This window comes from Krasilnikovia cinnamomea, assembly GCF_004217545.1.
In the GTDB taxonomy this organism is placed as follows: Bacteria; Actinomycetota; Actinomycetes; order Mycobacteriales; family Micromonosporaceae; genus Actinoplanes; species Actinoplanes cinnamomeus.
This window is the reverse complement of record NZ_SHKY01000001.1, coordinates 5,856,283-5,874,792: the sequence shown is the minus strand read 5'-3', so window position 1 is coordinate 5,874,792 and position 18,510 is coordinate 5,856,283. Positions and strand designations below refer to the sequence as shown.

At 69.5% G+C, this 18,510-nt stretch carries 16 protein-coding genes and 2 pseudogenes; 11 read left to right on the top strand and 7 right to left on the bottom strand.

The annotated features are described in order from the left end of the window. Positions 1-204: 204 nt before the first annotated feature. From EV385_RS26650 to EV385_RS26625, 6 genes are all read left to right on the top strand, one after another. The gene (locus EV385_RS26650; RefSeq protein ID WP_242625088.1) at positions 205-1,173 is read left to right on the top strand and encodes a metal ABC transporter substrate-binding protein; all 969 of its coding nucleotides are present in this window, start codon (positions 205-207) and stop codon (positions 1,171-1,173) included. Next, a complete protein-coding gene (locus EV385_RS26645; protein WP_130511926.1) occupies positions 1,170-1,925 on the top strand; it encodes a metal ABC transporter ATP-binding protein in 756 nt (251 codons plus the stop codon). The genes EV385_RS26650 and EV385_RS26645 overlap by 4 nt, the downstream gene beginning before the upstream one ends. Continuing rightward, on the top strand, positions 1,922-2,800 hold the full coding sequence (locus EV385_RS26640; protein ID WP_130511925.1) for a metal ABC transporter permease: 879 nt from the start codon (positions 1,922-1,924) through the stop codon (positions 2,798-2,800). The genes EV385_RS26645 and EV385_RS26640 overlap by 4 nt, the downstream gene beginning before the upstream one ends. Beyond that, a complete protein-coding gene (locus tag EV385_RS26635; RefSeq protein ID WP_130511924.1) occupies positions 2,784-3,599 on the top strand; it encodes a metal ABC transporter permease in 816 nt (271 codons plus the stop codon). The genes EV385_RS26640 and EV385_RS26635 overlap by 17 nt, the downstream gene beginning before the upstream one ends. Next, positions 3,596-3,901, top strand: a complete 306-nt coding sequence (locus EV385_RS26630; protein WP_130511923.1) for an ArsR/SmtB family transcription factor — start codon at positions 3,596-3,598, stop codon at positions 3,899-3,901. Before EV385_RS26635 ends, EV385_RS26630 begins: the two co-directional genes overlap by 4 nt. A 130-nt stretch (positions 3,902-4,031) precedes the next feature. Further along, positions 4,032-5,237: a cytochrome P450 gene (locus EV385_RS26625; protein WP_130511922.1), complete on the top strand. Its 1,206-nt coding sequence runs from the start codon at positions 4,032-4,034 to the stop codon at positions 5,235-5,237. Positions 5,238-5,310: 73 nt separating this feature from the next. On the opposite strand, the gene EV385_RS26620 is transcribed toward EV385_RS26625, so the two are convergent. Beyond that, on the bottom strand, positions 5,311-6,102 hold the full coding sequence (locus tag EV385_RS26620; RefSeq protein WP_242625087.1) for an IclR family transcriptional regulator: 792 nt from the start codon (positions 6,100-6,102) through the stop codon (positions 5,311-5,313). Positions 6,103-6,155: 53 nt separating this feature from the next. On the opposite strand from EV385_RS26620, the gene eda reads away from it, so the two are divergent. Both eda and EV385_RS26610 read left to right on the top strand, forming a co-directional pair. Then, positions 6,156-6,818 carry a bifunctional 4-hydroxy-2-oxoglutarate aldolase/2-dehydro-3-deoxy-phosphogluconate aldolase gene (gene eda / locus EV385_RS26615; RefSeq protein WP_242625086.1) on the top strand — a complete coding sequence of 221 codons (663 nt, stop codon included), beginning with the start codon at positions 6,156-6,158 and terminating at the stop codon, positions 6,816-6,818. A gap of 9 nt (positions 6,819-6,827) precedes the next feature. Next, positions 6,828-7,928, top strand: a complete 1,101-nt coding sequence (locus EV385_RS26610; protein WP_130511919.1) for a sugar kinase — start codon at positions 6,828-6,830, stop codon at positions 7,926-7,928. A 143-nt stretch (positions 7,929-8,071) separates the two neighbouring features. On the opposite strand, the gene EV385_RS26605 is transcribed toward EV385_RS26610, so the two are convergent. The 3 genes from EV385_RS26605 to EV385_RS26595 all read right to left on the bottom strand — a co-directional run bounded on the left by EV385_RS26605 (position 8,072) and on the right by EV385_RS26595 (position 10,063). Next, positions 8,072-8,722 carry a fasciclin domain-containing protein gene (locus tag EV385_RS26605; RefSeq protein WP_130511918.1) on the bottom strand — a complete coding sequence of 217 codons (651 nt, stop codon included), beginning with the start codon at positions 8,720-8,722 and terminating at the stop codon, positions 8,072-8,074. An 86-nt stretch (positions 8,723-8,808) separates the two neighbouring features. Further along, positions 8,809-9,531 carry an anti-sigma factor gene (locus EV385_RS26600; protein ID WP_130511917.1) on the bottom strand — a complete coding sequence of 241 codons (723 nt, stop codon included), beginning with the start codon at positions 9,529-9,531 and terminating at the stop codon, positions 8,809-8,811. Beyond that, the gene (locus tag EV385_RS26595) at positions 9,485-10,063 is read right to left on the bottom strand and encodes an RNA polymerase sigma factor (protein WP_130511916.1); all 579 of its coding nucleotides are present in this window, start codon (positions 10,061-10,063) and stop codon (positions 9,485-9,487) included. The genes EV385_RS26600 and EV385_RS26595 overlap by 47 nt, the downstream gene beginning before the upstream one ends. Positions 10,064-10,851: 788 nt before the next feature. On the opposite strand from EV385_RS26595, the gene EV385_RS26590 reads away from it, so the two are divergent. Continuing rightward, on the top strand, positions 10,852-13,128 hold the full coding sequence (locus EV385_RS26590) for a sigma-70 family RNA polymerase sigma factor (protein ID WP_165449614.1): 2,277 nt from the start codon (positions 10,852-10,854) through the stop codon (positions 13,126-13,128). 61 nt (positions 13,129-13,189) lie between these two features. Here EV385_RS26590 and EV385_RS35355 read toward each other — a convergent pair. From EV385_RS35355 to EV385_RS26575, 3 genes and pseudogenes are all read right to left on the bottom strand, one after another. After that, positions 13,190-13,333, bottom strand: a pseudogene (locus EV385_RS35355) (family 1 glycosylhydrolase); the annotation flags it as partial. A 59-nt stretch (positions 13,334-13,392) separates the two neighbouring features. Next, positions 13,393-13,704 (bottom strand): annotated as a pseudogene (locus tag EV385_RS26580) (family 1 glycosylhydrolase); the annotation flags it as partial. An 85-nt stretch (positions 13,705-13,789) separates the two neighbouring features. Beyond that, positions 13,790-14,698, bottom strand: coding sequence for a helix-turn-helix domain-containing protein (locus tag EV385_RS26575; protein ID WP_130511913.1), 909 nt, complete (start codon positions 14,696-14,698; stop codon positions 13,790-13,792). 257 nt (positions 14,699-14,955) lie between these two features. Between EV385_RS26575 and EV385_RS26570 the strand changes: the two genes are divergently transcribed. Both EV385_RS26570 and EV385_RS26565 read left to right on the top strand, forming a co-directional pair. After that, positions 14,956-16,299: a right-handed parallel beta-helix repeat-containing protein gene (locus EV385_RS26570; RefSeq protein WP_130511912.1), complete on the top strand. Its 1,344-nt coding sequence runs from the start codon at positions 14,956-14,958 to the stop codon at positions 16,297-16,299. 65 nt (positions 16,300-16,364) lie between these two features. Then, positions 16,365-18,503 (top strand): alpha-galactosidase, encoded by a 2,139-nt coding sequence (locus tag EV385_RS26565; RefSeq protein ID WP_130511911.1) that lies wholly within the window; start codon positions 16,365-16,367, stop codon positions 18,501-18,503. The last annotated feature ends 7 nt before the right edge of the window (positions 18,504-18,510 follow it).

Below are 18,510 nucleotides of genomic sequence, written 5' to 3'. Positions count from 1 at the left end.
CGCGCCCGCGGACAGGCATGGCGTCCAGTCACCCTTTCGGGCGGGTAGCGGCGGCTGCGCGACCGGAGCCCCTGCCGCTCTGGCCTGGAACGCCACGGATGCACGCCGACGATGCGTGAACACATCGTCAACTTGCCATTAGACGATTCTTATTGAAAACGAATATCGTTTCGCTTGATCGATCCAGATGAAATGGAGTGGTCCGTGAAACGTTGGCGACACACCCACACCCACGCCCACACCCTCGCGGCCGTGTCCGCGACCCTGCTCGCCCTCACCGGCTGCGGCTCGCACGGCAACGCCGCCGACGCCGGGCCGAGCGCCGACGGCCCGCTCGCCGTGGTCGCCACGACACCCGAGGTCGCCGACTTCGTCCGCAACATCGGCGGCGCAGACGTCGCAGTCACCCAGATCATCAAGCCCAATGTGGACCCCCACGACTACGAGCCCACCCCGGCCGACATCCGCGCCATCGCCACCGCCCGGATCGTCGTCAAGAACGGCGTCGGACTCGAGCGCTGGCTCGACCAGAGCATCGCCTCCGCCGGCTTCACCGGTACCGTCGTCGATTCCAGCCAGGGCGTCCCGCAGCGCAAGCGCGACCCCGGCGTGCAGGAGGCGACCGGCGGCGACCCGCACATCTGGCACAACCCCCGCAACGCCAAGACCATGGTGACCAACATCGAACGGAGCCTCGCCGCCGCCGACCCGGGCCGCGCCGCCACCTTCGCCGCGAACCTCGCCACCTACACGGCCAAACTCGACAAGCTCGATGCCGACACCGAAGCCGCGTTCGCCCGGTTGCCCGCCGCCGAGCGCAAACTGGTCACCGACCACGACGCCTTCGGCTACTACGTCGACCGGTACCAACTGACGTTCATCGGTTCGGTGATCCCCAGCATGGACACCTCGGCGGAGCTGTCCGGCAAGCAGCTCACCGACCTGGTGGACAAGATCAAATCGACCGGCACCAAGGCGATCTTCACCGAGAGCGCACTGTCCCCCAAGACCGCCGAAGCCATCGCCCGGCAGGCCGGCGTCAAGGTGGTCGGCGGCGCGGACGCCCTGTACGGCGACAGTCTCGGCCCGGCCGGAACACCCCAGGGCACCTACCTCGGCGCCGAGGAGCACAACACCCGGGTCATCGTCACCGCGCTCGGCGGCCGACCATGACCGAAGCCGCCCTGCGCTTCACCGGCGCCAGTCTCGGCTACCACGGCGTACCCGTGCTGACCGGAATCGACCTCGCCGTGCCCGCCGGGCAGCACCTCGCCCTCGTCGGCCCCAACGGCGCCGGGAAGTCCACTCTGATCAAGTCCGTCGTCGGCCTCGCGCAGGTGCTCGGCGGCACCGCCACGGTCTTCGGCCGCGCCCCCGGCCGCGCCCGGGACCTGTGCGCGTACGTACCGCAGGCCAGCGACCTCGACCCCGACTTCCCGGTCACCGCCGAACACGTCGTGCTGATGGGCCGATACCGGCGCATCGGCTGGTGGCGGCCCACCCGGGCAGCCGACCGGCAGGCTGCCCGCGACGCCCTCACCCTGGTCGGGCTCGCCGGCCAGGCCGGCCGCCGCTTCGGGCTGCTCTCCGGCGGGCAACGGCAGCGGGTCCTACTCGCCCGCGCCGTCGCGTCCGAACCCCGGCTGCTGCTGCTGGACGAACCGTTCAACGGCGTCGACACGGTCAGCCAGCACGCCATCCTGGTCGCCCTGCGCGGCCTGAGCGCGGCCGGGACCGCGGTGGTGCTCAGCACCCACGACCTCGCGCTCGCCCGCGATCTCGCCGATACGGTCTGCCTGGTCAACGGCCGCCAATGGGCGGCCGGCCCGCCCCAGCACGCACTCGCCGCCGACACCCTGCGCCAGGCGTACGGCGGGAACGCCATCGACGTGGACGACAGGCGCACGGTGCTGGTGGAGCCGTGATCGAACCCTTCGCGGTGCCCTTCATGGCCCGCGCCCTCACCGAACTGGCCCTGCTGGCACTGATCTGCGGCCCGGTCAGCGTCTTCGTCTTCATCCGCCGCCTGGCGTTCGTCTCCGACGCGCTGACCCACACCATCTTCCCCGGCCTGGTCGTGGGAATGCTCGCCGCCGGCGTCGAGGGCCTGTTCCCCGGCGCATTGGCCGCCGGTGTCCTGACCGCGGTCACGCTGACCGCGTTGACCCGCGGCGGCGCGGTGTCCGACGACGCGTCGACCGCGGTCGTGCTCACCGCGATGTTCTCCATCGGAGTGGTGCTGGTCTCCCGGCGCCCGTCATACACCGCGGACCTCACCTCATTGCTGTTCGGCCGCGTCCTCACGGTGACCCCTCGCCAGATCACCGAGACCGCGATCCTGGCGGTGCTCATCCTGACGCTGCTCGCCGTCACCGCCCGCGCCCTGGTGTTCCGCGCGTTTGACCCGCTCGGCGCGGCCGCCGCCGGATACCGCACCGGCTGGCTGGACCTGTGGCTCAACCTGACCGTCGCCCTCGTGGTAGTCGCGGCGGTCCGGGCCGTCGGGACGATCCTGGTCGTGGCACTGCTGATCGTGCCGGCCGCGGCCGCCCGGATGCTCACCGACCGGCTGGCCATAATGGCGGCGGCGGGCACCGCGCTGACCCTGGCCGCCGGCTACGGCGGGCTGCTGGTCAGCTGGACCGCCTCGGTCACCTATGGCATCGCCATACCGTCCGCCCCCGCCATCGTGCTGCTCCTCGTGGCGGCCTACCTGATCCTGATCCCGCTGAACCGGCGGCCCGGCCGCCGCGTCATCCCGGCGCCGCGAAGGAGATCCCCCCATGAACTGGTGGGATGACGCCCTGCACCGCGCTGCCGCCGAGGTCGTCCTGGTCGGCGCGCTCGCCGGACTCATCGGCGTGCACGTCGTGCTGCGCCGGCTGTCCTACTTCACGATGGCGCTCACCCACGCCACCTTCCCCGGCGTCGTGGCCGCCTCGATCATCGGCGTCAATCTGGTCGCCGGCGGCACGGCCGCGGGCGCGGTGATCGTCCTCGCCGTGGCCGCGCTGAGCCGCCGACAGGGCCAGAACGCGGCGGCCGCCACCGGGGTCATGCTGTCCGCCGGCTTCGCGCTCGGCGCCGCGCTGCTCGCCACCCAGAACGGCTTCAGCCGGGACCTGTCATCCCTGCTCGTCGGCTCCATCCTCACGGTCACCCCACAGGATCTGGCCCTCACCGCGGCACTACTGGCCGCCGTCATCGTGGTGCTGGCCATCGGCGCCCGCCCGCTGCTGTTCACCGGCTTCGACCCGACCGGCGCCCGCGCGGCAGGCTTCGCCGTCCCGGCCTGGAATCTGGTCCTGCTGTTCACGATCGAGGTCGTCGTCGTCACCGTCGTCCCCGCCGTTGGCACGATCCTCGCCGTCGCGCTGATCGTGGCACCGGCCGCGGCCGCCCGCCGCTGGTCGGCACACCTGCCGACCCTCACCGCCCTGGCGGTCACTTTCGCGATCGCCGCCGGCCTCGCCGGCCTCTACGCCTCCCAGCGCCTCAACGTCGCAGCTGGCGCGAGCATCGCCCTGAGCGCCACCGGCATCCTCCTGGCCTCGACGATCCTCACCCGACACCGCCGCCGACCGGCGATGGTCGCATGAACCACCAACCCGACGACATCGCACCGCTGCTGGAGCGTGCAGTGACGACACTGCGCGGCGTGGCCCACCCACACCGGCTACACATCCTCCTGCTCCTGTGCGACGGCCAGCGCACGCCAGGCGAACTCGCGAGAATGATCGCGGCGGACCCGACCGCCGTCGCTCACCACCTCCGTTGCCTTCTCGATGCCCGGCTCATCCGCAGGCAACGCCACGGCCGCAATATCCTCTATCGCCTGCAGGGCGAAGCCATCCGGCACCTCGTTGGCGAAGTACTCGATCACGCAGCGCGCTCCACCTAGCAACTCAGCTCATGGGCCCGTGACACGCGCGAGATCGGTCACTGCGGGTATCGCCGACACGCCACTGTGGATACGGTGACAACGGTATCAATCCATGTCCTTCGATCAGTTTCGTCTGGAGCGAGCGCCGATGACGACCATGCCGACCGTGGACCTGCCGTTCCTCGACATCACCGCCCCAGACTTCCGGTTCGATTCCCCGGCGGTCGCCGCCGCACGCGAAGCGAGCTGGTGCGCGACGACACCCATGGGCCTCATCGTGCTGCGGTACGCCGAGATGCATCAACTGCTCCGCGACCCACGGCTGGCCCAGAACGGCCGACGCTACCTCGACCTCATGGGCATCTCGGACGGACCGCTGTACGACTGGTTCGTACCGATGATCCTGCACCGCCAAGGAACGGACCACGCGCGGCTTCGGCGGCTTGTGACCAAGGCATTCGCGCCGCGCATGATCGAAGACCTACGGCCCTTCATGCGCGACGTCGCGACCGAGCTGACCCGGAGGCTCGCGGATCGCGACGAGTGCGAGTTCATGGCGGATTTCGCCGACCCGATGCCGGTGCGGGTGATGTCCAGACTGCTCGGTGTCCCGGCAGAGGACTACGACCTGTTCCAGCGCTGGTCCACCGATGTCGGTCTGGTGTTCAGCTTCAATCTGCCGCAGGTGCGCGCCCGCGTGGAGGAGGCCGTTGTCGGGCTGCACTCGTATGTGGACTCGCTGATCGAGCAGCGTCGGGCCGATCCGCGGGAAGACCTCCTGTCGGCGCTGATCGCCGCCGAGGAGAGCGGGGACCACCTGAGCACGCCGGACCTGCGCAACCTCGCGGTGACCCTCGTGTTCGCCGGGCACGACACCACCCGCAACCAGCTCGGCCTGGCCCTGGCGACATTCGCCGCGCACCCCGACCAGTGGCGCCTGCTGGGTGAGCGTCCGGAACTCGTGCCGCAGGCGGTAGAGGAGGTCATGCGCTGGGCACCGTCGGTGCCGACCAGCTTCCGGTTCGCCGTCGAGGACCTCGACCTGCACGGCATCCACATCCCCGCGGGGACCTTCCTGATGCTCGGGACGCAGGCGGCCAGCCGAGACCCTCGCGTTCTCAGCGACGGCGACCGTTTCGACGTCACGCTCCCCCGCGAGACGCCACACCTGACCTTCGGCGGTGGGCCGCATTTCTGCCTCGGAGCCGCGACCGCCCGCGCCGAGATCGCAGAGTCGCTCATCGCGCTCACAAGCAGGCTGGGGCCACCGTCGATCACCGCTCCCGTGCCGTGGCGGCCGCCCACCGCGCTCTACGGGCCCGAGAGCCTGCCACTGCGGTTCGACCACCGCTGAACGGCGCCGTGGTCGCTTCATGACCCCGCGCATCCGGCTGGCAGGGTGCTGGAACGTTGCAGCGCCGCTCGGGCTATCCGGGCGGGGTGGCGTGCCCGGCGACCAGACCCCGCGCCACGGCGAGCCGGCCGACCGAGCGCCGCAGGGCCGCGACGATCCGCTGCCCGGACTCCGGGCCGAGCCGGGTGACCGGCACGGACACGCTGACCGCGTCGACGGGCGGGCGCTGCAGCGGCACCGCGACCGCGAAGCACACCAGCCCCTCGGTGTTCTCCTCGCCGTCGACCGCGTACCCGCGCTCCCGGACGGCCGCCAGGTCGGCGTAGAGGGCGGCGGGGTCGGTGATGGTGTGCGGGGTCAGCGCGGTCAGCGGCCAGGTCAGCATGCCGCCGACCGCCTCGTCCGTACGCTCGGCTAGCAGCGCCTTGCCCAGCGCGGTCGCGTACGCCGGCAGGCGCCGGCCGATCGCGCTGTAGAGCCGCAACGGGTGGACCGACTCGCGCTTGGCGAGGTAGACAACCTCGGGCCCGTCGAGCCGTCCGAGGTGCACGGTCTCCCCGAACTCCCGGGACAGCTCGTCCAGCGCGCCGTCGAGCAGCCCGACGGTGTCGTCGGTCTCCAGGTACGCGGAGCCGACCTGCAGGGCGCGCATGCCGAGCCCGAACCTCGTCCCGGTGTCGTCGGCCTCGACCCAGCCGCGCTGCATCATCGTGCGCAGAATGCCGTGCAGGCTGCTCTTGGGAATCCCCAGGGACCGCGCCAGATCGACCAGCGAACGCCGGTGACCCGAGGCGGCCAGCGCCTCCAGCACCTCCAACGTGCGGTCAGCCGACTTGACCGGCTGGAACCCGTCCCCTGACACCACTGCGTCACTGTATCGGGATTGACATCGCGCCAGACACCGCTATGGTCACGTACGTGATCAGCGTTCATAACCGTGAACGAGGGTGTGGCCTCGACGTCACCGCTACCCTCGCCACCGGCCGGATCCTCCCGGTCGTCGTCCTGCAGCAGGCCCGCGACGCCGCCCCAGTGGCCGCCGCCCTCACCGCGGGCGGCCTGCACTGCGCCGAGGTGACCTTCCGTACCGACGCGGCCGCCGACGCCATCCGGGTCATGGCGCAACAGCCCGGCTTCCTGGTCGGTGCCGGGACCGTGCTCACCCCGGCCCAGGTGGACCAGGCCGTCGGCGCCGGCGCCCGGTTCATCGTCAGCCCCGGGTTCAGCCCCTCGGTGGTGCGCCACTGCCAGGCTCTCGGCGTACCCGTCTTCCCCGGTGTCGCCTCCGCGACCGAGATCCAGATGGCGCTGGACGCCGGCCTCGACACCGTGAAGTTCTTCCCCGCGCACCAGCTTGGCGGGATCCCGATGATCAAGGCCCTGGCAGCGCCGTTCCGCTCGTTGCGGTTCATCCCGACCGGCGGGGTCAACCCCGCAAACCTGCGCGACTACCTCTCCCCCGCCGCAGTCCTCGCGGTCGGCGGCACCTGGATGGTCGCACCCGACCTGCTCGCCGGGCGCCGGTGGGACGAGGTCACCAGACTGTCCGCCGCGGCCGTGTCGGCCGCCCGGGAACACTGACGAGGAGCCATGCCACCGATCTCCCTGCGTCCCGCCGACGAATGCCGCTACGACCTGGTCTCGCTCGGCGAGGTCATGCTCCGCCTCGACCCCGGCGAGGGCCGGGTCCGCACCGCCCGCAGCTTCCGCGCCTCAGAGGGCGGCGGCGAGTACAACGTCGCCCGCGGGCTGCGCCGCTGCTTCGGGCAGAGGACCGCCATCGTCACCGCGCTCGCCGACAACGAGGTGGGCCGCCTGCTGGAAGACCTGATCCTGCAGGGCGGCGTGGACACCGCGCTGCTGCGCTGGATGCCCTTCGACGGCGTCGGCCGCCAGGCACGCAACGGCCTCAACTTCACCGAACGCGGCTTCGGCGTCCGCGGGGCCGTCGGCATCTCCGACCGCGGCCACACCGCCGCCAGCCTGCTCCGCCCGGACGACGTCGACTGGGGTCACCTCTTCGGCGAGCTCGGCGTCCGGTGGCTGCACACCGGCGGCATCTACGCCGCGCTGTCGCAGACGGCACCGGAGACGGTCGAGGCGGCCGTCACCGCGGCCCGCCGGCACGGCACGGTCGTTTCGTACGACCTGAACTACCGCCCGAGCCTGTGGCAGGCGGTCGGCGGGCAGCGCCGGGCGCAGGAGGTCAACAGTCGGATCGCCCGGCACGTCGACGTCATGCTCGGCAACGAGGAGGACTTCACCGCCTGCCTGGGCTTCACGGTCCCCGACACCGACGCGAGCCTGTCACACCTGGAGGCGGCCAGCTTCCAGCAGATGATCGCGGAGGTCGTCAAGGAATACGACAACCTCCGGGTCGTCGCCACCACACTGCGCACCGTACGGTCCGCGAGCGTCAACGACTGGGGCGCGATCGCCTGGGCGCAGGGGCGTTTCGTGCAAGCCACCCACCGGCCCGGCCTGGAGATCCTGGACCGGGTCGGCGGCGGCGACAGCTTCGCCTCCGGCCTCATCTTCGGCCTGCTGGAGACCGGCGACCTGGCCACCGCGGTGGAGTACGGCGCCGCCCACGGCGCGCTGGCCATGACGACGCCCGGCGACACCTCGATGGCCAGCCGCGCGGAGGTCGAGGCGCTGATGCGGGGCGCCGGCGCGCGCGTACAGCGCTGACCGTCGCCCCGCACCCGGCCGGCAAGGACGCGGCCGCGGCCAGTGCCTGAACGAAGGCGTCGAGGTCACGGGTCCGGATCACATTGGTCACCGCGTTGGAGAGCCCCTGCTGTCCGCGCCCGGGCCGTGCTGAAAGGTAAGGATCAGGGAAGATCGATCGGGCGCAGGATCCGGTCGACGCCGTGGGCAATCTGCCGGTTGCCCTTGTTGATGTCGAACCGGACGACGCGCGGGTTGCGGTCACTGCGATCGGCGTCGATCAGCTCGACCCGCTTCCACCAGTGGCCGTACACATTGACCGTGATGGTGGAGCCGGCGGCCGTGGTGAGCTTCGCGTTGTCCGACTTCAGCGCGGCCTTCTTCGTTATCGTGGCGCCCGGCACGACGTGGTAGAGCAGCACCGACTCGACGGTGTGGATGCCCAAACCGGCCACGGCGGCGAACGCGGCCTCCTCACCGGGCAGATTCTTGACCTTGGTGATGTCCTTGACCAGCAACTGGAACGCGCGGTCGTTGGGCAGGAACGCGGTCAGCGCGGTCCTTCCGTCGGCGATCACGGCGACAGCGCTCTTCGGCTTGGCCTCGAGAACCGCTTTCACGGCGGCGTTCAGGATGTCGTAGTCGTGGCCATTGTGGTCGAAACCGCTCTTGTCCGCGGTCAGGACCGCGGCCAGGGACTTGGTCCCCAGCGGCTTCTTGTCGGTGGCCTGCGCGGGAGCGGCGCTGAGAGCGGAGGCGACGATCGCGGCGGTCGCCACGGCGGCGGCCTGCTTGCCGAGTCGGGTGAACCTCATCTTCGAGCCTCTTTCCGATCGAGTACGGGGGTTGGCTCCGACAGCCACCACCCGTACTTCGCTCGGATACCACCGGATGGATGCAGTCAATTCGTGAGAGTTCCGCGCAGCAGGCTCTTGCCCGAGTGCGTGGCGTCGCCGTCGTGCGGTTCGTCGCTGACGTCGACCAGCCGGTACCGGGCCAGATCGGTGCCCGGCGGCACCGCGAGTTGGGCCCGCGCCGTATCGGGGAGGCTGCCGATGGCCACCATCTTGCCGGGCGTGTCCGGGTCGAGCAGCCATACCTCGTGAAAACCGGAGGTCAATGGCAGATTCCGTACGTCGATGAGCAGCCGCCCGTCGGACAGCACGCGCACGTCACCGCCTGCGCTGGCCGGTACCGTCTCCAGTGGTGCGAGCGTGGCCCGGGCCGTCACCCGGGTGTCCGGCTGCCGGTCGGTGAGCCGGTCGAAGCCGACCGTGCCGGCCACTGCGAACACCGCTGCCGCCGCCGCAGAAATCACCGGTGCCAGCCAGCGTGGCCGCGAGCGCCGTGCCTGGTGCGCCGCGAGATCGACGACCGGTGCCGGTGGTTCGGCAGGAGGGCGCGAGGATGCGACCCCGGCTTCGATGGCCTGCCACACATGCTCCGCGGGAGCGGGCAGGTCGCGCAGGCCGTCGGTCTGTGAGCCGATGCCGGCGACGTCGCGCAGTGCCTGTATCTCGTGCCGGCAGCCGGCGCAGTGTTCCAGGTGATCGAGCTCGGTAAGGTCCTCGAGTTCCTCAGAGAGCGCGAGAAGCACCAGCCGATCGGGATCCAGATGTTGCACCGTCCACCTCCCAACGGCGTCGCAGGTTCGCCATTCCGCGCCGGATATGGCTCTTGACCGTACCGAGCGGCAGTCCGGTGACCGCCGCGATCTGTGGATGCGTGAGATCGTCGTAGAACGCCAGTTCAAGCGCGCGTCGCTGCTCGTCGGGCAGCCGTTTCATCTCGTCGGCGATCACGAGGCGATCGACGATGCGCTCGGGTGATCCCTCCACCGGTGGCGCCGGCTGCTGTGCCTGCACGGTCTCGGTCGTGCGCTGCTCACGCGCCGCCGCCCGGATCCGGTCCACGGCCTTGCGCCGGGCGATGCCCAGCAGCCAGGAGGGGATCGTGCCGCGCTGCGGGTCGAAGCCGTCCCGGCCGGTCCACGCGGCCACGAACGTCACCTGGGTGACGTCCTCGGCGTCGGCCTGGTTGCCCAGCAGCCGCTGAGCCAGATAGAGCACTGCCGCGCCGTGGCGCTCGTACGCCTCACGTAGTGCCGTCTCGTCGCCGGCGCGTAACCGCTCGGCGAGCTCGTCGTCGGAGTTCATCGACCTCCCTCCTGCTCACTGGGGCTCGCTAACAGTTCGTCACAGAGGGCTTCGCCGGTTGCATCTGATCTTCTTCCGGCTGCATCCAAACACCGGCGCCGCGGCGAAGGAGAGGCGCACGCAGTCAACGACGATCATCCCAGAAGGCGCCGAAGTCACCGTGGTGCTTGCAGTGGGGCGCGCGATGGCCATCCGGCCGGTCATGCTAGCCGGTGGGGGCGGGCCGGCGCCGCCGCTGGATCGCACGTCGCCGCAGCATCTCCTGGTTCGTGTTACGCCCGAGTCGTCCTGTGGGTCTCCACCTCGACCACGTGGCAACCGGGAATTCGTGAGGAAAGCCGTGAGAGACGCTGATCACCGCTGGTGCGGGCAAATCATGGTGAACTGGGGGGACTTGATCGCTTTTCGGGTGCTTGCCGAGGAGCTCAATTTGAGGGACTGGGTCGACCACGCCGCCCCCGGAGGCGCTCACAAGGCGACGCTGAACCAGCCACCGTGTCCGGGCCGTATGGAGAAGCACCGGCCGGCGCGACACCGTGAGGACGCAGGCGGCCCGGCCGGACCGGCGGCAATGCCGGCGGGGCCCAGCGAGAACGCCGGCGAAAGTCGTCACAGGCATCGGGAAGGCTCATGATCAGATCGGCTTCATCCCGCCGTCGGCGGCGCGATGAGCGGTTCCGCCGTGAATCGGCGGCCGCGACGGCGTCGAGGCCCGGCACAGAGACCCGCCGATGACGTCCGACCGACCAGCTGCCGAGCTGATCGTCGCGGCGCAACGAGGTGACCGGGTGGCACTCGACAGGGTGCTGCGCGATCATCTGCCGTTGGTCTACAACGTCGCCGCACGCACGTTGCCGGCCGCCGACGCCGACGACGTCACCCAGGAGACCATGGTGCGGGCGCTGGCTGGCCTGCCCCGGCTGCGTGACCCCGGCAAATTCCGGTCCTGGCTGTTGGCCATCGCGATCCGGGAGACCCGGCGACGCGGCACCCGGCTCGGCGCCGATCAGCAGCGTGTCACCTTCGCCGGCACCGATGACACTGCCCCTGCGGACGTCAGCGTCGAAGACCATGCCGTGGAGCGGCTCGAAGCCGCCCGGCAACGCCGAGGGCTCGCTGCCGCCACGGCCTGGCTCGACCCGGCAGATCGCGAGTTGCTCACGCTGTGGTGGCTGACTCAGGTCGGCGCGATGCAGAGCACCGACGTCGCTGCCGCGCTGGGCATCTCCGCCGCGCACACCCGGGTCCGCCTGCAAAGGTTGCGCGCCCGGCTGCAGGCCGCACGCCTGCTCACCGAGGCCGTGTCGGCCGCGGGCACGCCGCAGGGCTGCCCGCAGCTCCGCGGCCTACTACCGAGCTGGGACGGCCGGCCGGCGCCGGTGTGGCGCAAGCGGCTGAGCCGGCATGTGGAGGGTTGCCCCCGGTGCCGCGTACTCCTGCCTTCGCTGTTGCCCCCGGAGCGGCTCCTGCTCGGCGTGCCGCTGTTGATACCGCCCGCATCGCTGCCCGATGCGGTCGGCGCCAGGTGCGGGACGGCTCTCGCCTCGTCGGCGGCGCCGCGCCACATTGGCTGGAAAGGCGCTGTGTCCGGCGGCGCGGTCCTGGCCTTCGCCGTCGCGATGGGCCTTCTCGTTGACGACCGGACGCCGGATCCCCCGGTCATCACCGCTCCGAGCGTCAGTGCGCCGGCGCGGGCGCCGGCATCACCGACCGCGTCCTCGGCCGCGACGCGGGGTGCTTCCCCCACGGCATCCGCTCCGCCGGCCGGTGTGGGGGCCGGATCCGGCGGACCGAACTGGTCAGCGCGACAACTGCCGCCCACCAACGGCGGCCGGTATCTGTATGTCTCCGGCCGGGGAGACGATCGACGCACCGGACGGTCGCGCGGGGACGCGCTGCGGACACTGCGCCGTGCCGCACAGCTCACCGGCCCCGGAGACACGGTGCTGGTGGACGACGGTGAGTACAGCGAGGCGGGCCGGAACAGCGTGGTGACCATCGAGCGGTCGGGGACACCGGACAAGTGGATCACCTGGGCGGCCTATCCGGGAGCCCGCCCGCTCGTGCGGGCCTCGCAGTGGCAGGGCATCTGGGTGCACGCGTCCTACATCACCGTTTCCGGGTTCACGATCACCGGTATGCGCACGGAGCTCACGAAGCGCCAGATCGAGGCGGCGAAGAACGGTGACGTCTCCGATCCGGCCGTCTCCAACAGCTGCATCGCCGTGTCCGAGCTGCGTAACGCCGCGCGGCCACGGCCGCCGAAACACGTGGTGCTCTGGGGCAACACCCTCACCGACTGCACGCTTGCCGGCATCTCCGTTCAGTTCGCCGACCATGTGACGGCTGCCTACAACGTCACCAGCCGGAACGGCTGGTACTCGCCGTACGGCGGGAGCGGGATCTCGTTCTCATCGTTGTGGAACTCCGACGATCGGACCGACTACAAGATGATCATTCGGGGGAACGTCACTTCCGCCAATCAGAATCTGGTGCCGTGTCTGTGCAGCGGCTCCGCCCGCAGGATCACCGACGGCAACGGCATCATCGTCGAGTCCCTGAACAACGACGATTCCCGTAGCGCCCCGATGTTCCAGCAGCCGTACCAGGGCCGGGTTCTGATCGAGAACAACGTCGCCCACCGCAACGGTGGACGCGGTATCAACGTCTTCGACGGCGCCCACGTCGATGTCGTCAACAACACGCTCTACCGCAACGCCGCTCATCCCTCCATCACCGGCGACCTGGTGGTGACCCGGGCGCGGGACGTGCGGGTGGTCAACAACATCGTCGATCCTGCCGCCGAAGGCCAGGCCGCCGCGGTGTCCGGCTCCTCCCAGGTCAGCTTCAACCACAACCTGCTGACCGGAACGACTTTCGGTCTGCGGGACCCGGCGCTGGTGACCGCGTCACCAGGCTTCCGGGATCCGCAGAACGGGGACTTCAGGCTGAGATCGGGCAGTCCCGCTGTCGACACCGCCACGACGGAGCTCGCTGCGCGTATCGACGCCGACCGCCTGCCGCGGGATCGGCCGATGGACCGCGGAGCCTTCGAGTTGCGCTGACGCGAGATGCCGTGCCACGGCGGTCGACGAACTGACAGCCGTAACGGCGCCGCTTCCTCCATCGGCAATACCCCTCGGCCCATTCGAAATTGTCCATCAGCGACCAGGCGAAGTAGCCGCGTATGTCCGCGCCGTGCCTGCGGGCCGCCGCGACCGCCGCCAATGTGTTCGGCCAGGTATGTTGTCCGATCGTCGTCGCGGACATGCCCCGACTCATCGGCGGCATCGTCGAACGCGGCGCCGTTCTCCGTCACGACGAGCGGCCGGCCCGGCACCGCCGGGCTGCACCCGGGGCCACGCCACGGAGAAGCGGTACGAGTCGACACCGAGGTTCTTGATGAGCGCCACGTCCTGCGGCATGCGATGGTAATGGTCGCATGCGACATCGCCGTTGTCAGCGTTCCGCACAGCGCCCGGCTTCCGGCAGAAGATGTCCCAGATGGACGGTGTTCGGCCGTCCTCGTCGGCTGCGCCTTCGATCTGGTACGACGAGGCCGCCACACCCCACTGAAACGACGGCGGGAAGTCGTCGGCAGAAAACGGCCGCCCGGGCACGGGCATGACGGACGGGTTCATCGTTCTCCTTCGGGTCGTGTCGTCGGGTTCGCCGAGCGTCAGCCGCAGGAGCGCCAGGGCCGGGCCGCAGGGTCAGGCGGCCCGATCAGCGGATCAGTGGGCGGTTCGCCAACCGGTAGGCCGCCGGTGATTGGCCGCACGCCGGAGTGAACGCCGCATAGAGCCGGCTGACTGATCCAAAACCGGCGGCATGGGCGATTTCCGCAGCCGTGGCGTCGGAGGTGATCAGCAGGCGCTGCGCCTCGGCTACCCGGCACTGCTCGAGATGCTGGCCGACGGTGAGGCCCACGACCCGCCGGAATATCGTCATCGCGTAGCGCGGATGCAGGTGGACGACGTCGGCCACGTCGGCCACGGTGATGCGCTCGGCGAAATGCTCCGCGATGAACCGGGCCATCGCGGTGGCACGGACGACCGCGTCGTCCCGGCGCGCTCGGCTCTCCGCGCGGGTGTCAGGTTCCGCCTCATGAAGGAGCCTGCGGGTGTACGCCTGGATCTCCAGCAGCGCGATGGCCGACAGCTCGGCGTCCGGCGACGCGAGCTCCGTCGCCCAGTCCGCGAAGCCCGGCGCCGGCACCGCGCGGCGCAACACCGTCGGCCAGGGACGCAGCAGCTGGTCAAGCAGAACCGGGCCCAGCTTCCAGGGCAGCACCATGGCCAGCGGCAGGTTGAGCCAGCGCAGCCGGGCGTCGGGGGACACTCGGACCAGCTGATGTGGCACCGATGCCCAGAACAGGGCCGCACCCGGCATTTCCACCTCCACGAACCTGCCGCCGAACAGATACGTGATGCTGCCCCGGATGACGACATTGATCTCGATGTCCTGGTGACGATGCGCCCGCGACATCGGCACCGGAATCCCTTCCCGACAGTCGAGTCCGACGTCATGGTCCCACGGTGACAAGGTCATCTGAATATCCGGGAAGCAGTGCTGACATCCGGCGAAGACGTGAACATGAAGCCAACTTATGCTGGCGTCACACACCGCGTACACGCGGGGGAAACACTACGGTGATATGCCCGAAAAATGGAACTGCCCATGCCTCAGGTACCGGGCGGAGCCGCCCGCGCACCATTCATCGGCGCAACGCACGGACGCCATTCATGTTCGGTTCGTTATAGATGAGCACGTGCAACTCGCTACAGAAACATTGACACGAAGTTTCGGTGCCGCCGCGGACCGCGGTGGGGCACGCGGTGCGCGCTGCCCGGTCATCGCCTGGTGAAGGCCGTCTATCGCAAGGAGGAATCATGCAACGACGCCTGTTGTGGAGCACGGCCCTCGCTTCGGCGGTGCTGGTCACTCTCGCCGGGTCCCCGGCCGCCATCGCAGCCCCCGCCTCGCGCATCCGGGCGCACCACTACTACGTCAGTGGCTTCGGTTCCGACAGCAACAACGGGCTTTCGCCCGCGGCGCCGTTCCGGAATATTCAACGGGCGGCCGATCTCACCAATCCGGGCGACACGGTCTACATCATGAACGGAACCTACGGCGACACCTCGACCGAGGGAGTCGTGCAGGTGACGCGCTCAGGCGCTCCGGGAAGGGTCATCACCTACCGGTCGATGCCCGGTCATCGACCGGTGCTGAAACCGGTCACCGGATGGAACGGGATCGTTCTCATCGGCGCGTCCTACATCACCATCCAGGGTCTCGAGATCAAGGGCGACAGTCAGAACATCACCCTCGAGCAGGCCACCGCCGGTGCGAGTGCGTCGCAACCGCGCTTCAACACCAATTGCATCAACACCCGCGAAGACCGCACCACCGGGGCCCTGTCGCACCACCTGACCATCCGCGGCAACTACCTGCATCACTGTCCGGGCGCCGGCATCGGCATCGTCTTCGGAGATCACGTCCTGGTGGAACACAATCGGATTCACTCCACCTCGTGGTACACGGTCTTCGGCACCAGCGGGGTCTCGGTCTACGAACCGGTCGACGTGGCAGCCCCGGCGGTTCATCAGCACTACAAGATAACGATACAAAACAACGTCTCCTACGACAACGAGAACAAAATCAAATGGATCGGATGCGGCTGCATCTCTGACGGAAACGGCATCATCGTCGATGACACACTGCACAAGCAGAGCGGAAAGAAGCCCTATACCGGAAAAATTCTCGTCGCCAACAACATCGTTTTCGACAACGGGGGTTCCGGAATCCACGCCTTCTCGAGCAAGAACGTCGACATCGTCCACAACACCGCCTATCTGAACTCCCGCAGCCCGGCATTGAGCAATCCCAACATCGGCGCCTGGTTCAGCGTCGACGTCAACCTGCTCAACAACATCTCCTACGCGCGGGCGGGCAAAGCGACGACCTTCTCCTACGGCAACAGCAACGTCCGGTACGACTTCAACGTCTACTTCGGTGGGCTGCCGCCGCAGGCGCAGGGTCCGCACGACATCATCGCCGACCCCGGTTTCGTCAACCCGGGCACAGATCCGGCCACCGCGAACTTCTGCCTCCGGCCGCATTCGCCGGCCGTCGACAGCGGTACCGGCTCTGTGCCCGTCGTCATCGACTACTACGGCACCCGGCGGCCGCAAGGCGCCGCTGTCGACCGCGGCGCGATCGAGCGCATCCGCTGATCCGGCGATGCGGGCGATGGACGACACATCCGCCATCACCGCCACGCCACCACGAGGAAGAACACGTGAACGAACACTGGATTCTGCACACCGCGCAGACCACGTACGCGGTGAGCCTCGCACCTGACCGCGGCGGCCTGGTCCTCGACTTCTGGGGACCGGCCACCGACGGCCCGGTGACCCGCTGGACGCCGGAGAACCTGCCCCCCTTCGAAACCGCAGCCGACATCGCACCACTGGAGTACGCGACCGACGGCAGCCGGCACATCCACCACACCGAGATGAGGATCGACCGAGGCAACGGCTGGTTCGGCGCGCGCTGGTCCGCGACGTCCGCCGATCTGGACGCCACCGCACAGCAGAGCGAGCTGACGGTCACCTTCACGGATGAGAGCGGCACCCTGCAACTCGTCCAGCACATCCGCGTCCGATCCGACCACGACGTGGTGCAGCGCTGGATCGAGATCACCAATCACGGGTCTGGCGCCGTACGGCTGGACCGGGTGTTCAGCGGAGGGTGGACGGTGCCGTCGCGCGGAGGACTGCGGATCCGCTACCTGGCCGGCGGCTGGGGCCACGAGTTCCGCGAACACGACCTCGAGCTGCGGCTGGGTAGTTTCAGCATGGGCAGCAAGCAAGGCGTCACCGGGCACCTGTTCGCCCCGGCCCTGGCCGTCGCGCCGATGGCTGCCCCACCGGCCGGCGCCTGGGGCGTGCAACTGGCCTGGAGCGGCTCGTGGCGAGCCGTCGTCGAGAACGGTCCGTACGGTGATCGTGCCCGGCTGTCCATGGGCATCGACGATGAATCCGTCACGGTGACCCTCGATCCGGGACGGACCTTCACGACCCCGGCGGTCCTGGGGGTGTTCAGCCCCGAAGACTTCGCCGGCGTCGCGCGTGCGTGGCACCGCTACCAGCGAGCGGCGTTGAACCGTTCCACGGACGCCTATCACCATCCGGTCGTCTACAACTCCTGGTTCGCCACCGGCTTCGACGTTCACGCCGAGCATCAGCTCGCCCTGGCGGACATCGCCGCGGAGATCGGCGCCGAGGTCTTCGTGCTCGACGACGGCTGGTTCACCGGCCGCAAGAACGATACGGCGGGACTGGGCGACTGGCGCGCCGACGAGCACAAGTTTCCGGGCGGCCTGGGGGCTTTCGCCGACGCGCTGCTGCGGCGCGGACTTCGGTTCGGGATCTGGATCGAACCCGAGATGGTCAGCCCGGACAGCGATCTCTTCCGCGATCATCCGGACTGGATCTACCGGGCCCCCGACCGTACGCCGCTGCTGTCGCGTCATCAGTTCGTGCTGGACCTGGGCCGGCCGGACGTGCTCGCCTGGATGGCGGAAACGGTGCGCGGCCTGCTCAGGCGCTACCCGATCACCTACCTCAAGTGGGACATGAACCGCCCGATCACCGATGGCGGGCGCCCGGGCGATCCGCGCGGCGGTGAATGGGCGCTGCAGCACACGGCCGGCTTCCACTCGGTGCTGCGGCTGCTGCGCGAGGAGTTCCCGCACGTCACCGTCGAGGTGTGTGCCGGCGGCGGAGCCCGGGTGGACGCCGCGGTCCTCGCCGCGTCGGACCTGGTGTGGCCGACGGACGAGGTAGGTGCCCGGGACCTGCTCGAGATACAGCACGGGTTCCTGCAGGCATTCCCGGCGTACACGATGAACTCCCTGATCTGCGGCCAGCCGGGCATGCGCCGGCGTGGCGCATCGTCCTTCGGCTACGGATTCGTGGTCGCCATGTCCGGTGTGCTGGGCATCGGCGCGGACGTGTTGCGCTGGACCCGGGAGCAACGCGCCGAGGCGCAGCAGTTCATCTCGCTCTACCGCGAGTTGCGGCCGCTGCTGCAGTTCGGCGCGATCACCCCGCACGGCACGCCCGCAGACCATCCGTACGCCCGCGAGTACTCCGACGGACCGGGCTGCGACGGGCGCGTGTGTGTCCTGGTGTGGGACACGGCCGGTCAGCGCCCCAGCACCCGGCCGGCCGTGGCCGGCAACCAGATCCATCACCATCCGCGGATCTTTCCCCGGCGGCTCGATCCGGACCGGACCTATGCGCTGCGCGGTACCACCATCGTGGCGTCAGGAACGGTGCTGAGCTGCCAAGGCGTCGAAATCCCCTGGCGCTACGCCCCCGACGCCGACGTGCTGATCTTCGATCCCCTGCCGGACCACCCGGCCGGGAACTGACAAACAA